The organism is Alkanindiges illinoisensis DSM 15370, from assembly GCF_000619845.1.
Classification (GTDB): Bacteria; Pseudomonadota; Gammaproteobacteria; order Pseudomonadales; family Moraxellaceae; genus Alkanindiges; species Alkanindiges illinoisensis.
The window spans coordinates 339456-360476 of the sequence record NZ_JHUX01000003.1 but is presented as its reverse complement, the minus strand read 5'-3'; the positions used below and the strand labels follow the sequence as shown (position 1 = coordinate 360476).

17 protein-coding genes are annotated in these 21021 nt (G+C 45.1%); 2 read left to right on the top strand and 15 right to left on the bottom strand.

Annotated features, from left to right (window positions below):
• Nucleotides 1-50: 50 nt before the first annotated feature.
• On the bottom strand, nt 51-833 hold the full coding sequence (locus Q337_RS0101935; protein WP_026470147.1) for a Rossmann-like and DUF2520 domain-containing protein: 783 nt from the start codon (nt 831-833) through the stop codon (nt 51-53).
• A 229-nt stretch (nt 834-1062) separates the two neighbouring features.
• A complete protein-coding gene (locus Q337_RS0101930; protein WP_026470146.1) occupies nt 1063-1518 on the bottom strand; it encodes a hypothetical protein in 456 nt (151 codons plus the stop codon).
• 88 nt (nt 1519-1606) lie between these two features.
• Between Q337_RS0101930 and Q337_RS0101925 the strand changes: the two genes are divergently transcribed.
• Entirely contained in the window at nt 1607-2104 is a 498-nt protein-coding gene (locus Q337_RS0101925; RefSeq protein WP_051526486.1) for an SRPBCC family protein, read from the top strand.
• 50 nt (nt 2105-2154) lie between these two features.
• On the opposite strand, the gene Q337_RS0101920 is transcribed toward Q337_RS0101925, so the two are convergent.
• The 3 genes from Q337_RS0101920 to Q337_RS0101910 all read right to left on the bottom strand — a co-directional run bounded on the left by Q337_RS0101920 (nt 2155) and on the right by Q337_RS0101910 (nt 5615).
• Nucleotides 2155-3348, bottom strand: coding sequence for a dihydroorotase (locus Q337_RS0101920; RefSeq protein ID WP_051526694.1), 1194 nt, complete (start codon nt 3346-3348; stop codon nt 2155-2157).
• A 48-nt stretch (nt 3349-3396) separates the two neighbouring features.
• On the bottom strand, nt 3397-4449 hold the full coding sequence (locus Q337_RS16425) for an aspartate carbamoyltransferase catalytic subunit (protein WP_051526485.1): 1053 nt from the start codon (nt 4447-4449) through the stop codon (nt 3397-3399).
• A gap of 155 nt (nt 4450-4604) precedes the next feature.
• Nucleotides 4605-5615 carry a hypothetical protein gene (locus Q337_RS0101910; protein ID WP_026470143.1) on the bottom strand — a complete coding sequence of 337 codons (1011 nt, stop codon included), beginning with the start codon at nt 5613-5615 and terminating at the stop codon, nt 4605-4607.
• A 148-nt stretch (nt 5616-5763) separates the two neighbouring features.
• Between Q337_RS0101910 and rlmKL the strand changes: the two genes are divergently transcribed.
• Complete coding sequence (rlmKL, locus tag Q337_RS0101905; protein ID WP_026470142.1) at nt 5764-7971, top strand: bifunctional 23S rRNA (guanine(2069)-N(7))-methyltransferase RlmK/23S rRNA (guanine(2445)-N(2))-methyltransferase RlmL; 2208 nt, start codon at nt 5764-5766, stop codon at nt 7969-7971.
• A 121-nt stretch (nt 7972-8092) separates the two neighbouring features.
• On the opposite strand, the gene Q337_RS0101900 is transcribed toward rlmKL, so the two are convergent.
• The 10 genes from Q337_RS0101900 to ubiA all read right to left on the bottom strand — a co-directional run bounded on the left by Q337_RS0101900 (nt 8093) and on the right by ubiA (nt 20988).
• Complete coding sequence (locus Q337_RS0101900; RefSeq protein WP_026470141.1) at nt 8093-8740, bottom strand: hypothetical protein; 648 nt, start codon at nt 8738-8740, stop codon at nt 8093-8095.
• Nucleotides 8741-8837: 97 nt separating this feature from the next.
• Complete coding sequence (locus tag Q337_RS0101895; protein ID WP_034279154.1) at nt 8838-10016, bottom strand: hypothetical protein; 1179 nt, start codon at nt 10014-10016, stop codon at nt 8838-8840.
• Between the two features lie 29 nt (nt 10017-10045).
• Nucleotides 10046-11641, bottom strand: coding sequence for a GH3 family domain-containing protein (locus tag Q337_RS0101890; RefSeq protein ID WP_026470139.1), 1596 nt, complete (start codon nt 11639-11641; stop codon nt 10046-10048).
• 3 nt (nt 11642-11644) lie between these two features.
• A complete protein-coding gene (locus tag Q337_RS16420) occupies nt 11645-12433 on the bottom strand; it encodes a hypothetical protein (RefSeq protein ID WP_051526484.1) in 789 nt (262 codons plus the stop codon).
• A gap of 441 nt (nt 12434-12874) precedes the next feature.
• Nucleotides 12875-15454, bottom strand: a complete 2580-nt coding sequence (gene clpB, locus Q337_RS0101880; RefSeq protein WP_026470138.1) for an ATP-dependent chaperone ClpB — start codon at nt 15452-15454, stop codon at nt 12875-12877.
• 294 nt (nt 15455-15748) lie between these two features.
• Entirely contained in the window at nt 15749-16399 is a 651-nt protein-coding gene (locus Q337_RS0101875; protein WP_026470137.1) for an MOSC domain-containing protein, read from the bottom strand.
• A 127-nt stretch (nt 16400-16526) separates the two neighbouring features.
• Complete coding sequence (glyA, locus tag Q337_RS0101870; RefSeq protein ID WP_026470136.1) at nt 16527-17780, bottom strand: serine hydroxymethyltransferase; 1254 nt, start codon at nt 17778-17780, stop codon at nt 16527-16529.
• Between the two features lie 156 nt (nt 17781-17936).
• Nucleotides 17937-19184 carry an alpha/beta hydrolase family protein gene (locus tag Q337_RS0101865; RefSeq protein ID WP_026470135.1) on the bottom strand — a complete coding sequence of 416 codons (1248 nt, stop codon included), beginning with the start codon at nt 19182-19184 and terminating at the stop codon, nt 17937-17939.
• Nucleotides 19185-19431: 247 nt separating this feature from the next.
• On the bottom strand, nt 19432-19863 hold the full coding sequence (locus tag Q337_RS0101860; protein ID WP_026470134.1) for a hypothetical protein: 432 nt from the start codon (nt 19861-19863) through the stop codon (nt 19432-19434).
• A 225-nt stretch (nt 19864-20088) separates the two neighbouring features.
• On the bottom strand, nt 20089-20988 hold the full coding sequence (gene ubiA, locus Q337_RS0101855; RefSeq protein WP_051526483.1) for a 4-hydroxybenzoate octaprenyltransferase: 900 nt from the start codon (nt 20986-20988) through the stop codon (nt 20089-20091).
• Between the last annotated feature and the right edge of the window lie 33 nt (nt 20989-21021).

Genomic DNA, 21021 nt, shown 5'->3' with positions numbered 1-21021 from the left:
AGTCTTAAGCTATGACGATTAAGCCAGCTCTGTACTGGCTTTTTTTATGGCTAATTTTCATTGCCGTTCATGTGCAACTGCATAATGCCCTGACTTAACAGCTCATACACCTGCTTTAAGTGTGGCTGGCCTTCCAACATCTGCTGGTGCATATCCAGAATGCCCTGATCCTGCCGAACCGCCGGGCCAGTTTGCATCTTTATAGGTGCATGATTTTGAATCTTGCTGGCTGTTTCCAAAATCAGGGGCTTTAGCAAACCAAAATCAACACCCTGCTTGGTTAAGTAATCATCAGCCACACTATATAAATAATTGGAAAAATTACAGGCGATGACCGCGGCAAGATGCAAGCTACGTCGTTGCTGCGTGCTGTAATGATAAACCTGTGTACTCAACTGCCGCGCCAATGTATCCAGCTGCTGGATTACTTTTGCACTGCTCCCCTCAAGCAATAATGGCACCTGAGTAAAGTCCACCGCTTTGGCTTTGGAAAAAGTTTGCAGTGGATAAAACACGCCATAATGCTGACTACTCTGTTGAATAACATCAAGCGCTGTACTACCAGACGTATGGGCAACAATACCCTGAATATTCAAAGGGGCAAGCTGAGCTGCTATTTCAGCAATTGCACTATCTTTAACTGCAATTAAATACAAATCAGCAGGTTGCAATTCCTGCAACTGATAAATTGGCTGTGCTTGCACCAGTGACGCCAGTTGCTGGGCATTTTGCAAATTTGGGCTATAAACTTGCACAATTTGATGCTTTAAATCATATAAGGCATGCGCCAAGTGCGTTGCCACATTACCACTACCGATTAAGCTGATGTTCATTGGCAATACTTCGCTGGAATAGTTTATCTTTTACACTAGGATATTTTTTCAGTTTTTTAAGTGAAGATTGGTCAAGATCGTTATGCCATATTAAATCACTAGAATAATTAACTACATTTTAACATTATCCGACATGCAGGGCTTTTATGTAAATCCTATCAGTTTGCTGCATATTACATTTTAAAAAAGCAGGTTAAGCATGAGACACAACTTTTAGGCCAAAGTCTGCTTAAATTAAATATTCGTATATCTTTGATTTATTTAGTTCATAAACAAGGCCGCTACCTATTCCTATCATTGTAAATATACCAATGAATTTTGAGGCATTTATTATTGATGGATCATAAACATATAGATAAATACCATCAGTATAATTTTTCTCACTAATTATTGCCCAGATATTTCCAATTGAAAAACTGATTAATTCATCTAAGATTTTTTTAGATGCACTCGATTCAATTGGTAACTCTAAACTAATATCAAAACAAATCTCATCATAATCAGGATTACAGCTAAATATCCAGAATTCATCGTTTATCTTAAAGATAATTTTAGAATAGTGTTCATTATCCAAGTCATTAATTAAGATTACATTTTTGATTATTCTTGGTTCATCGCCTTGAGTATCAGTTATAGGACTAAAAATATTACTGCTTATCATCATTTTAAATTTACTACTTACCATGCTCTTCGCTATAAATTAAACTTTTTATACAATTAAAATAGCTCATCCGATATGCTAATCTGGTTTAAAACAAACAAGGAATGATCTCATGCCCAATAATCTGAACAATTTACACAACAATAGCCCAGTCAATAAAGACCTTGATTTAACATTAGATTTGGTAATTGCAGCCCCCCGCGAAAAAGTCTGGCAAGCCCTAACCCAGCCGGAACTCATCAAGCAATGGTTTGCCCCGCATCCTTATACCACACCGGATTGCCGGGTTGACCTGCGCTGTGGCGGCGAGTTTTTTACCCTGATGCAATCGCCTGATGGCGCACAATATCCCAATTCTGGCTGTTTTACCCAAGTGTGTGAACCTGAAATATTAGGCTGGACTGATGCCTTATCTACTGATTTTCGGCCAGCAGAACAGTCATTTATGAGCGTGCAGATTCGCCTGAGTAACCATGAGAACGTAACAGGTTATCATGTGCATGTGATGCATAAAAACAGTGAAGACAAACAACGCCATGAAAGCATGGGCTTTGTGGAAGGCTGGACGCAATGTGCCAAACAACTGGAAGCTGTGGCAAATACCCTATAATTTATTTTATAAAGTATCTGCCATGCCTCTCGTATTTTTTGATGACAGCTTTAAACAAATAGTTGCTGGGTTTTCCCTTTCACTTTAGCACCCAGAAATGGGGTATTTTTACCCTGTGACTGGAACTGGTCATTACTAACAGTCCACTCTAGTTCTGGATCAACCAGCACCCAGCCGCCAATATCCTGCCACTGGCGTTCAATTCCAGCAATTTGCGCCGGATTCTGACTAATACGGGTGGCGAGTTGCAATGGCGTGAGTAAGTCTTGATGAACCAGCGCTGCAGCCAGTGCCATAAACGTATCTACACTGGAAATACCGGCTTCGGTCTCTGCAAATGGGGCCAGCTTGGCCGATGCCGATAAAGGCTCATGGTGCGAACAAATCGCATCAATCACACCATTGGCAACACCCTGACGTAATAATTGACAGTCTGCTTCACTGCGTAGCGGCGGACGCACATGCGCCAGTGAATTAAAGCCATCAATGGTTTCATCGGTTAAATGTAGCTGGTGCATGGCCACATCAGCTGTCACTGGCAAACCTTTGGCTTTGGCAGCCTTGATCAACTCAACCGAAGCACCACAGGACAGCAGACTAAAATGCGCTTGTACGCCTGTGGCCTCAACCATCAGCAATTGCTTGGCCAGTGCCACGGTTTCCGCAATGGCGGGAATACCGGTTAAGCCCTGACGTGATGCGGTAAAGCCATCATGCACATAACCATCTTTGGCCAGTGAATGTTCTTCGGGATAGAAAAATACCTTTAAACCCAGACTGGCTGCATATTCCAGCGTGCGCAACAGCACATCATCATCGGCAAAGGCCGCACGCACATTACTCACCGCAATACAGCCACCCTGCTTGAGACTGGCCATATTGGCCGGTTGATTGCCTTCCAGACCCTTGGTTTGTGCCCCAATAATATGCAGATAAATTCCACCATCATTAAAGGCTTTTTCACGCAAGCCTCGAAGCAGCGCACCGCTATCCTGCACAGGCTTGGTATCTGGTGGCAATATCACATGCAAAAAACCGGCAGCACGTGCCGCTTGTCCTTCCGTTTTTAAAGTGCCATGCTGCTGCTGACCCGGTTCACGCAGACGCGCGCATAAGTCCACCAGGGCAGGCATGAGCCACTTACCTTGCCCATCAATACGCTGGCCAATTTCCTGACCAGCAGCATCTGCCAGCAGCTTACCATTTTGCACATAAACCGTTTTAACGCTGTCAGTCTGGTTCATCACATCCAGTACGCGCACATTGCTGATTTCGATCACTGTACCAGACTCCTAAACCAAACCATTAAACAGGTTACTATTGATTAAATCATTCGCCAATAGATCATTGGCCAGCAGACCTTTGGCCTCAAGCTGTCCCTGCATGCTTAACGCCAGCACTGCCATACGTACGGCAATACCATAGTTGACCTGTTTTAAAATCAGGGACTGCGGGCCATCCGCCACGTTGGAGGCAATTTCCACGCCACGGTTCATGGGACCCGGATGCATAACCAAAGCATTGGGCGCAGCACGTTGCACCCTTGCTTCTGACAATCCGTATAACTTATAAAACTCTTCGCTGGACGCCAGCAACGGCGAGCCAATCCGTTCATTTTGAATACGCAGGGCAATCAGCACATCACAGCCTTCTACACCCTTGTCCATATCCTCAAATACAGTCACGCCAAACTCTTCAATGCCTGTCGGCAGCAAGGTTTTGGGTGCAATCACACGTATTTCCCTGGCACCTAGCGTCTGCAAGGCTTCAATATCAGAACGGGCCACCCGTGAATGCTTGATATCACCAATAATGGCAACTGTCAGTTCAGAAAATGGCTTGCCGGCATGACGGCGAATGGTCAGCATATCCAGCATGCCTTGGGTCGGATGCGAGTGACGGCCATCGCCCCCATTAATGATCGCCACATCCGGGCACACACTTTGCGCCATAAAATGCGCTGCACCTGAAGCCCAGTGCCGGATCACGAACATGTCGGCGGCCATGGCTTCCAGATTCCACAGCGTATCACGCAGGGTTTCGCCCTTTTTGGTACTGGATTGCTGCATGTCAATGTTTAACACATTGGCAGACAATCGTTTAGCGGCCACTTCAAACGTCGTGCGCGTGCGGGTAGATGGCTCAAAAAACAGGTTCATCACCGTTCGGCCTTCCAGCAATGGACGGTTGATAATCTGGCCATTTTCACCCAGAAAGGTTTCAGCGGTTTCCAGAATATTGATGAGATGTTGTTGTGATAAGCCTTCAATACTCAGGAAATGGCGCAGGTTGCCATACTGGTTTAACTGGATCTGGCTCAAGGTGTGCAAGGCAGCAAGATGCATAAAACAAGGCCTGTATAAACGGTGGGTGCAAACACGGCGCTAGTTTACTCTAAAAATAATTAATTTTTGGCGAATTGTTTTATAAAAAGCTGCCAGTGCTATTACATAGCGTATGACACTGGCAACTCAAAATTATTACATCAAGATCAACACTATTATTGATAATTATAAATTAAACGCTTTTGCACTACGTCTTCAGCAGCACAACTTACTGATGCATACTCATCAATTTGCTTGATTTTTTTATCCTCATAAATATTAATTGAGAAGCTCTCTACCAAACCCTCACTATTTTTCGTACAGATATTGACCTGATTTTTTTCATATTCATAGGTAAGGCTACCCAGCTTTTCCAGCGCCCCAACATTTTCCATAGCTTTCTCCGGAGTCGCGCCATACTGATAAATATTAACCGTCTTTAGTTGGCCATCCTGCTGAGTATATTCATAAAGTTTTTTATCTTTTATATCGGCAAGATAATTTTCATCTAAATACTGGTATTGATTTCTACCATTTTGAAAACCCAGGAATGCTTGATCACATACACTACTTGAGCAATCTTCATTATCAATTATATTTTGCTTTGATACTGGGCCATAGGTAATATTCTGAGTTTTAACAATCTGTCCTTGAATCTGATCAGCTTGCCATTCACGAATAAAAAATGGTTTATCTGCATTATCCAATTTGGGAATAAATTCCTGCTCCTTAAAACTAATATCCGCGTTATAACCTAATGAACATAAGCTTCGTCCATAAGGTTTAATTCCCAAGCTAGTTATTAAAATACTTCCAGTAACACTGCTTTGCATAGGATTAGGCATATAAAACTCCAAAGCCGGATCGCGCAAAGGCTGATTCAGGTGACCAGAAAACTCACAAGTAATATAACTATATAGATTATCGTCACTAGTGCCCCATGTATTATCAGTCCCACTGGAATCAAATACATTAATCCGGTTTAGCCTGCCATTAGTATAACTCAATTGATACTCGGCAGTTTGCTCCAAGCGATTGCCATCACTCGTATTAAATTGCTGGACTGTTGTTAACTTTTTGCCAGCAGGCAAATATTGATCTGAACCATCTGATCCGCCACCACAAGCAGACAATAAAGCTAACGTATTTATTAAAGATAATTGCACTAATTTTTTAAAAACATTCATTCATTTGACCATCATTTTTATAGAACCACTATCCTAGCAAAAAACACTCTCGCCTCCCTAGCTGTCTTATTTAAAAAACACTCACTTCGCTGGTTAATCAGGTAAACTATTGCCCAATTAATGCTTGTGCTGTTTTTCGGATAATTTCATGACTCAATCTTCCCGCCTTAATACTTACTGGGTAACCTGTGCCGATGGTCTGGAAAACCTGCTGGTTGAGGAGTTACAGGAGCTTATTCAAAACCAGGGTGCCAGTATTACAGAAAAAAAAGCAGGCCGGATTATTATTCAGGGTACGCTGGAAACAGCCTATCGTATTTGCCTGTGGTCACGGCTGGCCTCACGTGTGTTGTTGCCCATCCATCACTATGAACTTGAAAAAACCCATGATGCGCGGGATGTTGCCGAAGAAATTTATGAAGGTGCGTCAAGCTTTGACTGGTCACTGATCTTCTCGCCCAGCAGTACTTTTGCCATTCGCTTGCAAACCGAGCGTGAAATCAAGGTCAATCCACAATTTGCTACCTTACGCGCCAAAGATGGCGTGGTGGACAGCTTTATGGAAGCGCAGGGCCGCCGCCCTAGCATTGATACCAAACAACCTGAAATTACCCTGTTTGTGCTGGCTGGCAAGTTTGCCCACACATTCTGTCTGGACTTATCAGGGGACAGCCTGCACCGTCGCGGTTATCGCCGCTACATGACCGACGCCCCTATCAAGGAAAATCTGGCCGCTGCCATTTTACGACTGGCTGGCTGGAACAAAAATTCTTTTGATGTGTTTATTGATCCGATGTGCGGTTCTGGAACCTTTATCATTGAAGCCCTGATGATAAAAACAGCTCGTGCGGCCGGTATCCAGCGGCACTTTGGTTTTATGGGCTGGCATGGCCATGACAATACCCTATGGCAGCAGCTTAAAGCTGAAGCCGAGCAGCGCCATGAAACTGCTTTGCAACAACCACTACCCCAATTTTATGCTTATGATGCCGACTGGGATGCAGTAAAAGCCACCCGGCAAAACATTATTGCAGCAGGCTTTGAAAACTTGCTGCCCCATATCAAGATTGAAGAACGGGTACTGGCTGACTGGCCTGACTTTCAGCTGGAAAATAGAAAATCCTTTATTGTTACTAATCCACCCTATGGCGAACGTCTGGGCGATAAAGCCAGCAACCGTGCGTTATATCAGGGCTTAAGCTTTCAACTGCAAAAGTTTTTGCCGCACCAGCAGGCTGCTATTTTAGCGTCGCATGTCGAACAGGCTGACGTATTGCCATTTGAAAATACCCAAACCTTGCGCCTGATGAATGGTAATTTGCCGATTTATGTACGCACAGGTGTTGTCATTAACAAGCTGGACAAACCACCCTTTTTAGCCAATTGGCAAGCCACACCCGTCGAAATTGAAGGGGCACAGGATTTTGCCAATCGCTTGCAAAAAAATATCAGCAACCTGAAAAAACAGGCCTTACGCGACAATGTCAGCTGTCTGCGTCTGTATGATGCAGACCTGCCCGACTTTAATCTGGTGGTGGATTTATACGATGACAATTTGCACGTTCAGGAATACGCGCCACCCAAAAGCATCGACCCGGAAAAAGCCAAAAAGCGTTTTAACTTGGCATTAGCAGCTATTCGCCAGGTACTTGGCTTACCGCGTGAAAAAGTCTTTATTAAAACCCGCGCCAGACAAAAAGGTATTACCCAGTACGAAAAGCAAAGTGAAGTTAGCAAGCGCTTTATCGTGCAGGAAGGCAACATCCGGGTTTATGTGAATCTCACCGATTATCTGGATACAGGCTTGTTTCTGGATCATCGTCCCATGCGCTTGCGTATTGCAGCCGAGGCCAAAGGCAAGCATTTTTTAAACCTGTATAGCTACACCTCAACAGCCAGCGTGCATGCGGCAGTTGGTGGCGCGGCCAGTACCACCAGCGTGGATTTGTCCAATACCTACCTGAACTGGTCAAAGCAGAACTTTGCTTTAAATGGTTTAACGGTTGACCATGCCGACCAGCAGCACCAGTTTTTTGAAGCCGATGTGTTTGAGTGGCTTAAGGAAGGCCATGAAACTTATGACCTGATTTTTATTGATCCGCCAACGTTTTCCAATTCCAAGAAGTTTCACGGCACTTTTGATGTGCAGCGCGACCATGCCTCACTCATCAAGCGTGCCATGAATCGTCTGAGTAATGGTGGAACGTTATATTTTTCCAACAACTTCCAAAAGTTTGAGTTGGATGAAGAGTTAACTGCCCGTTTTGAGGTGCAGGAAATTACCGATAAAACCATTGGCTTTGATTTCAAGCGGAACCATAAAATCCATCGTGCATGGCGTCTTCGTCATTTGTAATGAAGAATTTGTGGTTAAAAGTTTTATTTAGCCACTTATATTTAAAATCTTGAAAAAACAAAAGCCCAGTATTCTGTGATCTGGGCTTTTATTTTTAGGCTTTTATAAAGACATTGATTAACTAGAAAACATGGTAATCACGGCGGAATTTTCTGGATTCTTCATTACCTTGATAGGTCGAAGCCTCAATCTCAACAATGCCCTGAATATTATTCAACTCATAACTACCAGTTGAATGATCGAAATAAATGCTATTGATCTGGCTTAAATCAAATATCTGATTAAAATTTCCAGTCCAGCGCCAGCTAAATGGTTCTGAACCAAAATCATTTACGGCAATTTCATTTAAAATATCAAGCCCAAACAAGGGATTATTGGTTGTATAGTTGATTTCACGGTCTTTCTTGTTCAGGGAAACCTGAATATTTGAAATGCCCGTAGCCCGTACCAGATCGGCAAATACGTTATTGATGCGATCATTCTGGTCAATGGCCTGAAGCTGCTGCTCGGTTTGCTCAGGCGTAGGGCCAGCACTCTGCAATTGATCCAGCGCCAGCTGTGAAACAGGAATGTTATTTTGCAGGAAGTTATTGGTCAGCTCTATATCGTTCAGCGGTGTTGCAGCATAGCTAGCCGTGCTGATTAGCAAAGCAATGCCCGCACCTGCAATACCCAAGCCTGTAACACTTAAGTTAAAAGTGCTATTTTTGAAGAAAAGTTTCTTGCTATCATCAGCTTGAGAAACAGGGGATACAAGCAGCCTTAGCATTTAGTCTGACTTCCCATTTTTTGTAATTAATTTCACTGTAGCAACTTGTTGCACAAACTTCAATCACATTACGATGAGTGTCATTCTGCCTTAACCTTTAGATGCGACCACACTCCAGATAACTGATTCGCTTGGCATCAAACTGCTTTAATGGATTATCCTTAAAACAGTGAAACGCATGTATTGCCTGTACTTTTTGGCTAATAATGGCTTTGCTGCAATCACGTCGTGGATCATTCTCGGCCAGTGTAAAGCACAGCGCATAGCATTTTCGCTCGCATGTTTTCTGGTGCGCTATTCTCAAAATATTTTCAAATAAATCATTATCATAAGGATTACATAATAAAGAATGCAGCATCATGTAATTTAGCGTATCGCCCTTTTGAGGCAAACGTAACTGATGGCTCAGTTTTGCCCAGTAATTGTAAACCGGACGCACAAACGCAATGAGTTTGCTATAATCGGCAATCCGGGTTTGCTTAAACGGCTTTTGATTCCATAAGCCAAACAGCCCGACAATCTGTCCACCGCGTTTTACAATATAAAAATCATTAGTGCTTAGGCCAGTCCAGTAAGGGTCTTGTGCCACCAGTCCCTTAAAGTCATAGGCTGGTAAAAAGTTATAGTAATCAGCCATATGATGGATAAAGCGGTTTACCGCACTGATGTCACCGCGCGTCATATTGGCGACAGACAAATTACGGTTGAGTTCCTTTTTAACCTTGAATCCGGTAAGGGTATGGGTTTCTACCTGATCCGCCACATAATGTGCCGGAACACCTGGACGGTTTTCATGCAATACCTTACGGGCAACCACATTGTCATTCAAAATGACGGTTTGATACACCTCATCCAGTGGCAAGCAATTTTTAACATAGCTCATCAACAGGTTAATCAGACCCTTGCCCCGCGTGGTTTTGCCAATCCGCAAGTCGCCCACATAGCGCAATGGTTTAACAATGCCGTTAATAAAGCAGTTACGGGTTCCCAGGTTAAACATTGCCAGAATTTTTTCAGGCTGCTCATCAGCAACCATCACCAGAACACGCGGCTGCTCGTATTGGGTCTGCGTGGCTTTAAAATAGCTGGGATAGCGTTCAAACGACAGCAACACGCCGTTGGACGGCATGGATTCGGCAATTAGCCTGACCAGTTGATGGTCATCCCCAGGATGTGCAGGCCGAATATGTAAGCCTTCAACTGCTTTGGTTCTGTAGATTTCGATTTCGGGCTGGGTTATGGATTCGGCCAGCGTCTCAGCAGTCGCATCAATCATGATTTATATCCTTTTACCATTCAGCAGGTTTATAGTTCAGCCGGTATGCTGGTATTTTTTAGTGCACTGATATGTATTTTCTTGAGTGGTTCAGGCTTGATATTGCCTTCAATCATGCCGCTCTGCATGGCTAGCTGTTTATAGTAATGCCAGCCGTCATCCACACAAATTGCCTGTGCTGGCGCGAGCTGGCCCAGATTACGTGCCAGCTCATAATGGAAATTTTGCTTGAGGTGATTGTCCACAAAGGCAGCACAGGGCTGATTTTGTTGAGTACCTTCAAACACTGCCAGGTAGTAAGGCTTGGCCTGCCCTTCGGTATCAATCGCCAGCAGTGAAACGGGCTTGCAATGCTGGACGGTTTGCGCAGCGCTTTGTAAGGTATGCATGGCAGCGCTGGGATCAAGCTTCTCTCCCACCAGATCCACTCCAAAACGGCGGCCCTTGAAGGTAAAGCACGGCAAGCTGCCATAAAAGTCGCTTACTACCAGATGATCATCCATACAATAACGCATCAGGCCACTGCCAGTGGTTAATATGGGGCTGACTTCATCACCACGCTTTAGCGCCCAGCTTGGCACAATTTTACCGGTGGTCAGATTTTCAAATTCATAAAAATGGCTTTGATACGCCAGTGGATAATAGCCATCATAAGGAATGGTCACCACGCCCTCGGTGGCCCATAGTCCCTTGCCCTCAAAGCCAGAAAATGGCAAGCGTGTTTGCAGTTGCTGTGCCCATGCCTTCGCGCCTGCAGTATCCCAGCAGGACACCAGACACAGGTTGGGCCATAAGGCCTGCCAGTCCATAAGCGGTTTGGTTAACAGACGTTCTAGTATCTGGGCACGGCGCCGTGATTTAGGCACTTTAACCTGCGCCAGCGAGTTCTGCCGCTGACCCCAGCTACCCGTTCTTAACACCTGTACAATGTCTGCACCCCATAACGGCATATTGTCCAGTAATTGCAGGGCAAAGGTAGGGCTCCAGACTGACAGCATACTCAGGTGGGCATCAGCCACCAGATAACATAAGGTTGCAAACAGTGCATCATCAGCATTACCTGCAAAGGCCACGTCTGACGGCACGGCTTGCGTATACTGGCTTAGAATGCGTTTGCCCCAGTCCAGTAAGACGCTATCATCATTAAGGTTAGCATCAGTGAGCAGATGGCGCTGGCTTTCCGGCAGCCATGAAATCGACCAGTAATGCGAACCTTGCTTGAGCTTGGGATGCAGGCGATACATGCTGCTTAACCATGGACCAATTGCAGCGTCCAGCTCGTCTAAAAAATCCTGATAATAGGGAATAAACTTGATACTTTCACTGGAGCCACTGGTCGGCTGATAACGAACCAGCTTACTGCGGCTCAGGCCCTGACTACCCTGCCGCATCTGTTCAATCTGGGGTTTCCAGTCACTGTAACGGGTTAATGGTAACTGTGCAGCAAAGCTTTCATAGTTTTTGATGCGCTGTGGTGTTTTGGGCAGATGAAGCTGCTTGAGGATTTTAGCCAGCTTTTTGCGCTGTACCTGCTCCAGTTTTTGTCGCTGACTGCTAAAGCGCTGGTCAGCCTTGCGGCAAACCAGCGCCAGTGCCTGATGGCTTACTTGCGCAAACAGATTCATGGCTTATACCGACTGGGTTTTATTTGCCAATAAGGCATCCAGCTTGCCCTGGCTAATCGGCTTGGTAATAAACCGTTGTGCATACTTGGCAATTTCCTGCCAGGTAATTTCGCCGACACACGGCAGCTCTGTACCTTGCACCCAGTTTGGATTGCGCTCTTCAAAGAATTTTATTTTGGGGTTGGTGCTACGCATGATCTCAGTAATCGGCGCAACACTTTCCTTTAATGGCTGATAATCATTGCCAAAGTTAAGAATTTTGCTGGCAGGATCATAATAATCGCTAAAATACTGGCGGCAGTAGCTGTCGACAATGCCAGACAGGCGCTGGTTTTTACCCTTGAAGTGCGGATAGTAGGTAAAGAAGTTATTGGCCAGTAGTAAATAGGTTTTAAAGCCTTTGGAAATCAGCATCCAGTACACAGGCTCAGTCGGATGCTTTACTTTTTCCGTGATCAGGTAAATGTACATGGCACGCTGCAAGGCCCGAGTGCCCCAGAATTCCTTTTCAATGACTGTATCGCCGCTAAATAGCGCATGATAGGTTTTGTCACCGGCTTTAATATCACATTTCATGAGTGTGGAAAAACCCACAATGCGGTTTGTATCAGGGTGGCGGATAATAAAAGCACCGGTTTTTTTATGGAAATCATGCTGGAAAATATCAAAGCTGGTGTTTTCATAATATTTTTCATAGATGCTGTACATGATTCTAAGGTCTTGTACTGAAAACTGTTCCACTTTTTGGAATTTGGCTTTTAATTCAGGTTTAGGCAGTTTAAAAAATTTCATATTGACCGATCCTACAATGGTTCTACTTGGAACACAGGTTTTTTAAAATCGGATATTTAACGAAGGATAAGCATATTATTTATATTGGCTAATTGCGCCCTTAAGGAATATGCCTTTAATCTCTATCAATGTTTCAATAGTTTTGACATGACGTTAATTATCCTCGAACATGCTTTCGTCCACCTGAATTTCCCTCAACCCTAAATTTTTATGCGGAAATAGAGATGTCAGCGAAGCGAGGACTGGAAGTTTTCCACACTCTGCATTCACGCACAATGAGAAATAGCTTACAAGCCAGTAAGCCATAACGTCATATTTTTATTTTTTTAAGCAAAAAATGACAAAAAATGCCAATAAATTCACCAATTTTGGTCAATAAATAAGCCCCTGTCACATAGCTAACAGAGGCTATTTTTTTAAGTTAATAACCCAGAAAGTGAATTAATGGAACTTCACTTTCTCAAAAGCCAGACCATTTCCTTCACGCTTGACTTCAATCTGGTCACCGGCCTGAAACTCACCGGACAAAATGCGCTGCGCTAACGGATTTTCAATTTCAGACTGGATGGCGCGTTTCAAAGGACGGGCGCCAAACACCGGATCATAGCCCACCTGTACCAGCTCATCAAAGGCTGAATCATCCAGTTGCAGGCCAATTTCCCGCTCATGTAAACGTGCACGCAGGCGATCCAGCTGAATATCGGCAATGCCCCGAATCTGCGATTTACCCAGGCTATGGAACACTACCACTTCATCAATCCGGTTGATAAATTCCGGGCGGAAATGCTCACCGACTGCTGCCATGACCGCTGCTTTGACTTCATCCGCAGGCGCTTCATTACCCAGCTCACGAATTGCCTGTGAACCCAGGTTGGACGTCATCACAATCACCGTATTTTTAAAGTCCACCACCCGACCCTGTGAGTCGGTTAAGCGGCCATCATCCAGCACTTGCAGCAGAATGTTAAACACATCGGGATGAGCTTTTTCCACCTCATCCAGCAGCACCACACTATACGGCTTGCGACGAACAGCCTCTGTTAAAGTACCGCCTTCTTCATAACCCACATAGCCCGGAGGTGCACCCACCAAACGGCTAACAGAATGCTTTTCCATAAACTCGCTCATGTCAATGCGGATCATGGCGTCATCATTATCAAACAGGAAGTTGGCTAGTGCCTTGGTCAACTCGGTTTTACCTACACCAGTTGGCCCCAAGAATAAAAATGAACCACTGGGACGGTTTGGGTCAGACAAGCCCGCACGTGAGCGGCGTACAGCATTTGATACGGCCACTACCGCTTCATCCTGTCCTACGACCCGCTTATGCAGGAATGTTTCCATATTGAGCAGCTTTTCCCGTTCGCCCTGCATCATTTTGGATACGGGAATGCCGGTTGCGGCACTAACTACTTCAGCAATTTCATTGTCAGTCACCTTGGTTCGCAGCAGCTTAAACTTGCCCTGTTCCTGATCTTCAGCCTGTTCGGCACTGGCAATTTTCTTTTCCAGCTCCGGAATCACGCTATATTTCAGGCGTGACATTTCGGCAATATCACTGTCCCGTTCGGCCTTGGCATAGGCAATCTTGGCATTGTCCAGTTCTTCACGGAAACCCTGTGCACCTTGGACGATGGCTTTTTCAGCCTGCCAGACTTCCAGCATATCGGCTTTTTCTTTTTCCAGTTGCTCAATCTGGGCAGTCAGCTGTTTTTGCTGGGCCGTTGCATGCTCATCATGCTTGATCACTTCATATTCCATCTTGAGCTGAACCAGACGGCGTTCTACCTTATCAATGGCTTCTGGCTTGGAATCCATTTCCATACGCAAGCGGCTGGCAGCTTCATCAATTAAATCAATGGCTTTATCCGGCAGTTTGCGATCCGTAATGTAGCGATGCGACATGCGGGCGGCGGCAATAATTGCAGAGTCTTCAATTTCCACATTGTGATGCAATTGATAGCGCTCTTTTAACCCACGCAAAATGGCAATGGTATCGGCCACACTGGGCTCATCCACCAGTACTTTCTGGAAACGACGTTCCAGTGCCGCGTCTTTTTCAATATACTGGCGATATTCATCCAGCGTGGTTGCGCCCACACAATGCAGCTCACCACGTGCCAGTGCAGGCTTGAGCATATTACCGGCATCCATGGCACCATCGGCTTTACCTGCGCCAACCATGGTGTGCAATTCATCAATAAACAGAATGACCTGCCCTTCCTGTTTGGATAGGTCTTTGAGCACTGCTTTTAGGCGTTCTTCAAATTCGCCACGGAATTTGGCGCCTGCAATCAACGCGCCCAAATCCAGTGACAGCACTTTCTTGTTTTTCAGGCCTTCTGGGACTTCGCCATTGACAATACGCTGGGCCAAACCTTCCACGATGGCGGTTTTACCCACACCCGGCTCGCCAATGAGCACCGGATTGTTTTTGGTACGGCGTGCCAGCACCTGAATGGTACGGCGGATTTCATCATCACGGCCAATCACAGGATCGAGTTTGCCACTCAAGGCACGTTCAGTCAGGTCGATGGTATATTTACTGAGCGCTTCACGCTGGTCTTCATGGTTATTGCTGGTCACTTTTTCATTACCTCGAATTTGTTCAATCACGCCACGCAGTTTTTTGCTGTCTGCACCGGCTGCTTCTATAATTTTCTTGCTGGAACCTTGCTCACTTAAGGCCTGTAATACCCATTCGCTGGAAATATAGTCATCGCCTGCTTTTTGGGCGTAGCTATCCGCCAGATTTAAAATTCGCACTGCTTCAGGCGTCAGGTTGACATCACCGGTTGGCGTAGCCAGCTTGGGGGCATCATTTAAGGCCTGTTCAAGTTTGCTTTGCACAGTGCTGACATTGGCACCGGCCTGTTGCAATAAACTGAGATTGCTGGGTTCTTCCAGCAGGGTTGCCAGAATATGAAACGCCTCAATCCCCGTATGATCCCGACCCGCTGCCAAAGACTGGGCATTGGATAATGCCTGTTGTAGTCGATCGGTAAATTTTTCAAAACGCATTATTGTTGTCCTCCGCTGCCGGGAATCCCCGGCAAACTCTGAAATACATTGTGTAAAACCATGTCTCTAAGATGCGTTGTTTTTTTGCTTTTTCAAGAGCAGAAAAATAGTTTTTTTATTTTGTCAAGAATTTTATGATTTGGCTTAACCTTAAAATATGGAGATGCACTGCACTGTTTTCAATGAGTTTTTAAAATATAAGCTAAATATTTTCTCAATAATTTTGATTAAGCATCAATTCGCCTGTCCTGGTGATTCTGTTCTAGTTATCTTTTACTAGTAATCGTATTTTAGTTATCCCGCTTTAGCCAGATGCTTGATCCGGCTTTCAATCCGCTTGATCCAGTCGGTATTTAAGCCTGCACATTCGCGTGCCGCTTCCAGCGCCAGTAAGGCAGGCTGCTGCTGGTTTAACAAATGTAGCAAGCCTGAATTGGAAATAAGATGGTTAGGCCGTTCCAGCAAAACCATCTGATCACCTATCCTAACCTCGCCTTCTTGCAGCACACGGTAATACCAGCCGGAAATGGCATGCTCGGCAATAAAGTTAGATAGCAGCTCGACATTGTAGCGATAGTTAATTTTCCAGCACGGGTTGCGCGGTTGTGCCACCTGAATGACTGCCGTGCCAAACTGGTAAATATCACCAATAAACACATTGTCATCTGTCATGCCAGCGCAACTAAAGTTTTCACCAATGGTGCCTTTAACCGCAATGCCGCTCAGCTCCGGGTAGCCTTCTACAATTTTGTCATAGCTGGACTGGGCAAACTGATGCAATGCCTTTTCCGGCCCGCCATGAAAACGCCGGTCTGCCTGAACATCACCCACAAGCCCCTCTTTACTCACATAAGCAGCGTCAACAGGTTGCTTAAAAATACCGGTATTCTGGTTTTTGGCTTCCCAGTGAGTGAGTTTGCCCAGGTAAAGCTGTTCAATTTGCATTGCTTGTTTTCCGCAGGTTTTTTACACAGTCCAATAAAAAAGCGCCTTCATCAGAAAGCGCTTTTTATCATAGCAATTTATGAGTGGGTCTGCTGATGATTATTTAACAAGCAGAACCCAAAACTTTTTACTGGGCATAGACCGGGAATTTGGCACAAACAGCAGCCACTTTCTGAGCAACTTCAGTAATGACTGTTTCATCACCCTTGCTGTCCAGAATGTCAGCAATCCAGCCCGCCAAAGCAGTCACTTCAGCTTCACCAAAACCACGTGTAGTGACAGCTGGCGTACCAATACGGATGCCGGAAGTCACAAATGGAGAGCGTGGATCATTTGGTACAGCGTTTTTATTCACCGTAATGTGTGCTTGGCCCAGCCACGCATCCGCTTCCTTACCGGTAATGTCCTGCTTGATCAGGGACAGCAGGAACAAATGGTTATCGGTGCCACTGGATACGATGTCATAACCGCGTTCAACCAGCACTTTGGCCATAGCCTGAGCATTTTTAACCACTTGTTGCTGGTAGGTTTTGAACTCAGGGCTCATGGCTTCTTTAAAGCATACTGCCTTGGCGGCAATCGCATGCATCAGCGGGCCACCCTGATTGCCCGGGAATACTGCAGATTGCAGCTTTTTCTCAATTTCTTCGTTGGCTTTGGCCAGAATCAAACCGGAACGTGGGCCACGCAGGGTTTTATGAGTGGTGGTAGTCGTCACATCGGCAATTTGAACCGGACTTGGATAGACCCCAGCCGCCACAAGACCTGCCACATGCGCCATGTCTACCATCAGGTATGCGCCAACCTTGTCGGCAATATCACGGAAACGCTGCCAGTCCACCACACGGCTGTAGGCAGAAAACCCGGCAATAATCATTCTTGGCTTGTGTTCCAGTGCCAGACGCTCAACTTCTTCATAGTCGATTTCGCCAGTGTCACAATTTAAGCCATATTGCACAGCATTGTAGCTTTTGCCAGAAAAGTTAACCTTGGCACCATGCGTCAGGTGACCACCATGCGCAAGACTCATGCCCAGTACAGTGTCACCAGCATTCAGCAGTGCCAGAAATACGGCACTGTTGGCCTGCGAACCGGCATGCGGCTGTACGTTGGCATAATCAGCACCAAACAGTTGCTTGGCACGGTCAATCGCCAGTTGTTCAATCACATCAACATGCTCACAACCGCCATAGTAGCGCTTGCCCGGATAGCCTTCTGCATATTTATTGGTAAGCTTGGTCCCTTGAGCTTCCATGACGGCAGGTGAACAATAATTTTCAGAAGCAATCAGCTCAATGTGGTTTTCCTGACGTTGATCTTCGGCGCTGATGGCCTGGGCCAGTTCTGGATCAAACTCAGCAATGGAAATATTGGCAAACATGGCAAACTCTACCTATCAATAAAGGGCTTTTTGGGCAAAGGCAAATAAAACGCGCTACAGTTTAACACGAAGTTTAATTTTTATCAGACTGATATTTCTTCATTATAGGTTGAAACTGCTGCACGCCTGCATTGGGCAAACGTACAGCACACCTGCTTATTGCGCTGGCATGTACTTTTTAATAAAGGCAACCAGTTCAGGCCGTTTTTCAACAATCGCCTGTGTATGAGATGCACCTACCACTGGCTGGAAGTCAATAGTTGAACCCAATTTTACCTGACCTTCTACGAGGGACTGCGTCACCGCGAATGGTACAGCCATGTCCAGTGTACCCTGAATAATCAGGGTAGGTGTATTCAGTTTTTTGGTAGCAGGCTGGGTATTCGCCAGGAATTTTTGCAGTGTCTGGTTATTGGCAAATTCTGTAGTGTCCAATCCAGGATAATTCAGCACCGTCTGGTTAGGGTTAGTGCTCAGGTAACTACGGATATCTGCCGCAAATTGATTATGCAGGTCAGTCAGACAAATTCCATTTTCGCCCGTCGTTCCTTCTGCATTGACAGCAACTTTGGCAGCACGTTCAGAAAATAGCGCCTGATAATCAAAGTCCGGCTGATAAGCTTTAATTCCCACAGCGGTATACGCTGCATAGGCTAGTAGCTCGGCATAGGCTTCAATAGCTACTTCCGGTTGGCCGTTATTCACCAGATTCTGTAATGCCGTCGGTGCAACCTGAGTAATGATATACCCTAAACTGGAAGCAGGTGCTCCAGCCACTGTACCCTTATAGCTGGCATCATTGGCTGCATACTGGGAAATACCCAGTACCGCATGGCCACCTTGCGACTGCCCTACCGACATCCAGTTGCCCTGAATATCAGTCTTATAATGCTCTTTTACTGCATTGACTGCATAAATAGCAGATTTGGCTTCACTTTGCAGATTCAGGTAGGGATGAATACCCGGCGTACCCAGACCTTCATAATCAGGAGCAACAATCATGTAGCCTTCAGCCAGCAACTGATCTGCCATGGCTGAAAAGCGGTTATTGGTAAATTCATTATTGCTGGGTGCACAACTATCACCCACACCTACTGTCCCATGCGCCCATACCACCACACGCCAGCCATCCTTCGGTTTTTCGCCTTTGGGTGTCATCACCATGGCCGTTGCTTTTACATCTTTGCCTGCTACACCCGGCATGTTATAGCTCATCACCTTAATGCTATTGGCATTGGTAATTTTATAATCACCCTGATTGTGGCTATAGGTGGTTTCACTCAAATAAATTCTGCTGTTTTGATAGCTATCTGACGAATCATTGTCGCTACCACAGGCAGTTAGTCCAAGCGCACTGGTAAAAATGGCGGCCGCCAGCAAATGGCGGGAGAAAAGTGCTTTCATGCGTTTTCATCCATAAACGTATTTTAAATATTGCTCTCTTTAACTATGAGTTAATTAAGGAGAACTTATAAAATACCCGAACAAATGATCGTGCATCATAAAAATAATGACTATTAAGTCATGCTGAAATTTGACATAAAAAAAACACCATAAATTTTTGGGGATTTATGGTGTGGGGTTAACTGGTTGTTTTTGTTATTATTATGAATTCTTAAACTATAAATTAATATATTCTAAACAGCTTAAATCAATCAGGCGATGCAGGCGTGGGTATGTCTACTGTACCTCTTTCATCCTGCTCCAGCACATTATCCTTTAGTTTATCTTCATTGAGATGCTCAACTGCATTGCGGATTTTCTGGTTACCTGCGCTGCCATTATTCTGTTCAGTTTTGGCCTGGTTAGCTGCACCTTGCTCGTTTAAGGCATTTTCCGGGCTTTTATCAAAATCTTCAGCGTTCTTTGCCATTTGCTCGCTCAACTCATCAGTATCTGTTAAACCTTCTACCTGACGTGAACTCACCTGATCATTTCCAAATACAGCATTGGCAGTGCGGTCTTGGCTGGCTGATGCCTGATTAGCATCAGCTTGAGGATTGGTTAAACTCTGCTTAACATTAGCATCCTGATTTAATTGATTATTTGTTAAATTAGATTTTGTATTATTCGTCGTAGTCATCACTTACCTCATCTCAAATTTGTATTGCGTCTTGATGAGATTAAGCATAGCAAAACCAAATGTTAATGCTGATGTACTCCTGTATAAGACATATCCTCCAACTGTAGCCAACGTAGACAACAGGTAAACAAGCGTAGTAAAGCGTAAACAAGGCAGCGCCAAAGGCTACTTAATATAGATAAGCTTTTTAACAATTCACTTTAAGGCATCGATAGAAATTTCATGCTATAGCAAGTAACTGGTAACAATGCCCAGCCAGATTACCAATCCAACCCAGCGATTGTGCCGAAATGCCCAGAAAGTATGTGCAGGTTGCCGATCCAGTGTCTTTACCAGTTGAAAAATAAACAGTCCAAGCACAATGGCAAGGGTAGCCCATCCAGTAAATCCATTGAATAGATGATGTAAATCAAATACCCATGCCAGCAGGCCAAGGCTCGCCAATTGCAACAGGGCAATAATAGTGAGGTCATATTTGCCAAACAGAATGGCAGTGGACTTTACGCCAATCTTAAGATCATCTGGGCGATCGGTCATGGCATATTGCGTGTCATAAGCCACCGTCCATAACAGATTGGCACTATATAATAACCAGCACGACAAATCCGGTGTCTGGCCCTGTGCCACATAAGCCATTGGTATCGCCCATGAAAACGCTGCACCCAGTACAAACTGTGGCAGGTAGGTATAGCGTTTCATAAAGGGATAAATTGCGGCCAGCCCCAATGCGCCAAATGACCAGTAGAATGCTTGAATTGGCAAAAACAGTAATAGACTGGCACTAGCCAGCACCAATACTGCAAATACCCCTAGGGCTTCTTTGGCAGAAATGAGGCCACTGGGCAATGGCCGATGTTTGGTACGTTCAACCCGGCCATCCACCTTGCGGTCGGCAAAGTCATTAATGGCACAGCCAGCAGCGCGCATGAATATCACGCCTAAAAACAGAATTAGCACAATTTTAAAACTGGGATGACCTTCTGCTGCAATCCATACCGCCCAAAAAGTCGGCCATAATAACAGCTCTGTGCCGATAGGCTTGTCAAAACGGGTCAATTGAATATAGGCCTTTAGGCGCTGTTGCCAATTGAGAGGAGACAAACTGGGCGGCGTATCAAGCTGCATGGCAACCTCTTGTCATGATTTTTATAGTCAGAA

Excerpts from the sequence above, each read along its gene's own strand:
- Q337_RS0101935 (WP_026470147.1), bottom strand. The coding sequence starts at position 833 with ATGAACATCAGCTTAATCGGTAGTGGTAATGTGGCAACGCACTTGGCG.
- Q337_RS0101930 (WP_026470146.1), bottom strand. The coding sequence starts at position 1,518 with ATGGTAAGTAGTAAATTTAAAATGATGATAAGCAGTAATATTTTTAGT.
- Q337_RS0101925 (WP_051526486.1), top strand. The coding sequence starts at position 1,607 with ATGCCCAATAATCTGAACAATTTACACAACAATAGCCCAGTCAATAAA.
- Q337_RS0101920 (WP_051526694.1), bottom strand. The coding sequence starts at position 3,348 with ATGAACCAGACTGACAGCGTTAAAACGGTTTATGTGCAAAATGGTAAG.
- Q337_RS16425 (WP_051526485.1), bottom strand. The coding sequence starts at position 4,449 with ATGCATCTTGCTGCCTTGCACACCTTGAGCCAGATCCAGTTAAACCAG.
- Q337_RS0101910 (WP_026470143.1), bottom strand. The coding sequence starts at position 5,615 with ATGAATGTTTTTAAAAAATTAGTGCAATTATCTTTAATAAATACGTTA.
- rlmKL (WP_026470142.1), top strand. The coding sequence starts at position 5,764 with ATGACTCAATCTTCCCGCCTTAATACTTACTGGGTAACCTGTGCCGAT.
- Q337_RS0101900 (WP_026470141.1), bottom strand. The coding sequence starts at position 8,740 with ATGCTAAGGCTGCTTGTATCCCCTGTTTCTCAAGCTGATGATAGCAAG.
- Q337_RS0101895 (WP_034279154.1), bottom strand. The coding sequence starts at position 10,016 with ATGATTGATGCGACTGCTGAGACGCTGGCCGAATCCATAACCCAGCCC.
- Q337_RS0101890 (WP_026470139.1), bottom strand. The coding sequence starts at position 11,641 with ATGAATCTGTTTGCGCAAGTAAGCCATCAGGCACTGGCGCTGGTTTGC.
- Q337_RS16420 (WP_051526484.1), bottom strand. The coding sequence starts at position 12,433 with ATGAAATTTTTTAAACTGCCTAAACCTGAATTAAAAGCCAAATTCCAA.
- clpB (WP_026470138.1), bottom strand. The coding sequence starts at position 15,454 with ATGCGTTTTGAAAAATTTACCGATCGACTACAACAGGCATTATCCAAT.
- Q337_RS0101875 (WP_026470137.1), bottom strand. The coding sequence starts at position 16,399 with ATGCAAATTGAACAGCTTTACCTGGGCAAACTCACTCACTGGGAAGCC.
- glyA (WP_026470136.1), bottom strand. The coding sequence starts at position 17,780 with ATGTTTGCCAATATTTCCATTGCTGAGTTTGATCCAGAACTGGCCCAG.
- Q337_RS0101865 (WP_026470135.1), bottom strand. The coding sequence starts at position 19,184 with ATGAAAGCACTTTTCTCCCGCCATTTGCTGGCGGCCGCCATTTTTACC.
- Q337_RS0101860 (WP_026470134.1), bottom strand. The coding sequence starts at position 19,863 with ATGACTACGACGAATAATACAAAATCTAATTTAACAAATAATCAATTA.
- ubiA (WP_051526483.1), bottom strand. The coding sequence starts at position 20,988 with ATGCAGCTTGATACGCCGCCCAGTTTGTCTCCTCTCAATTGGCAACAG.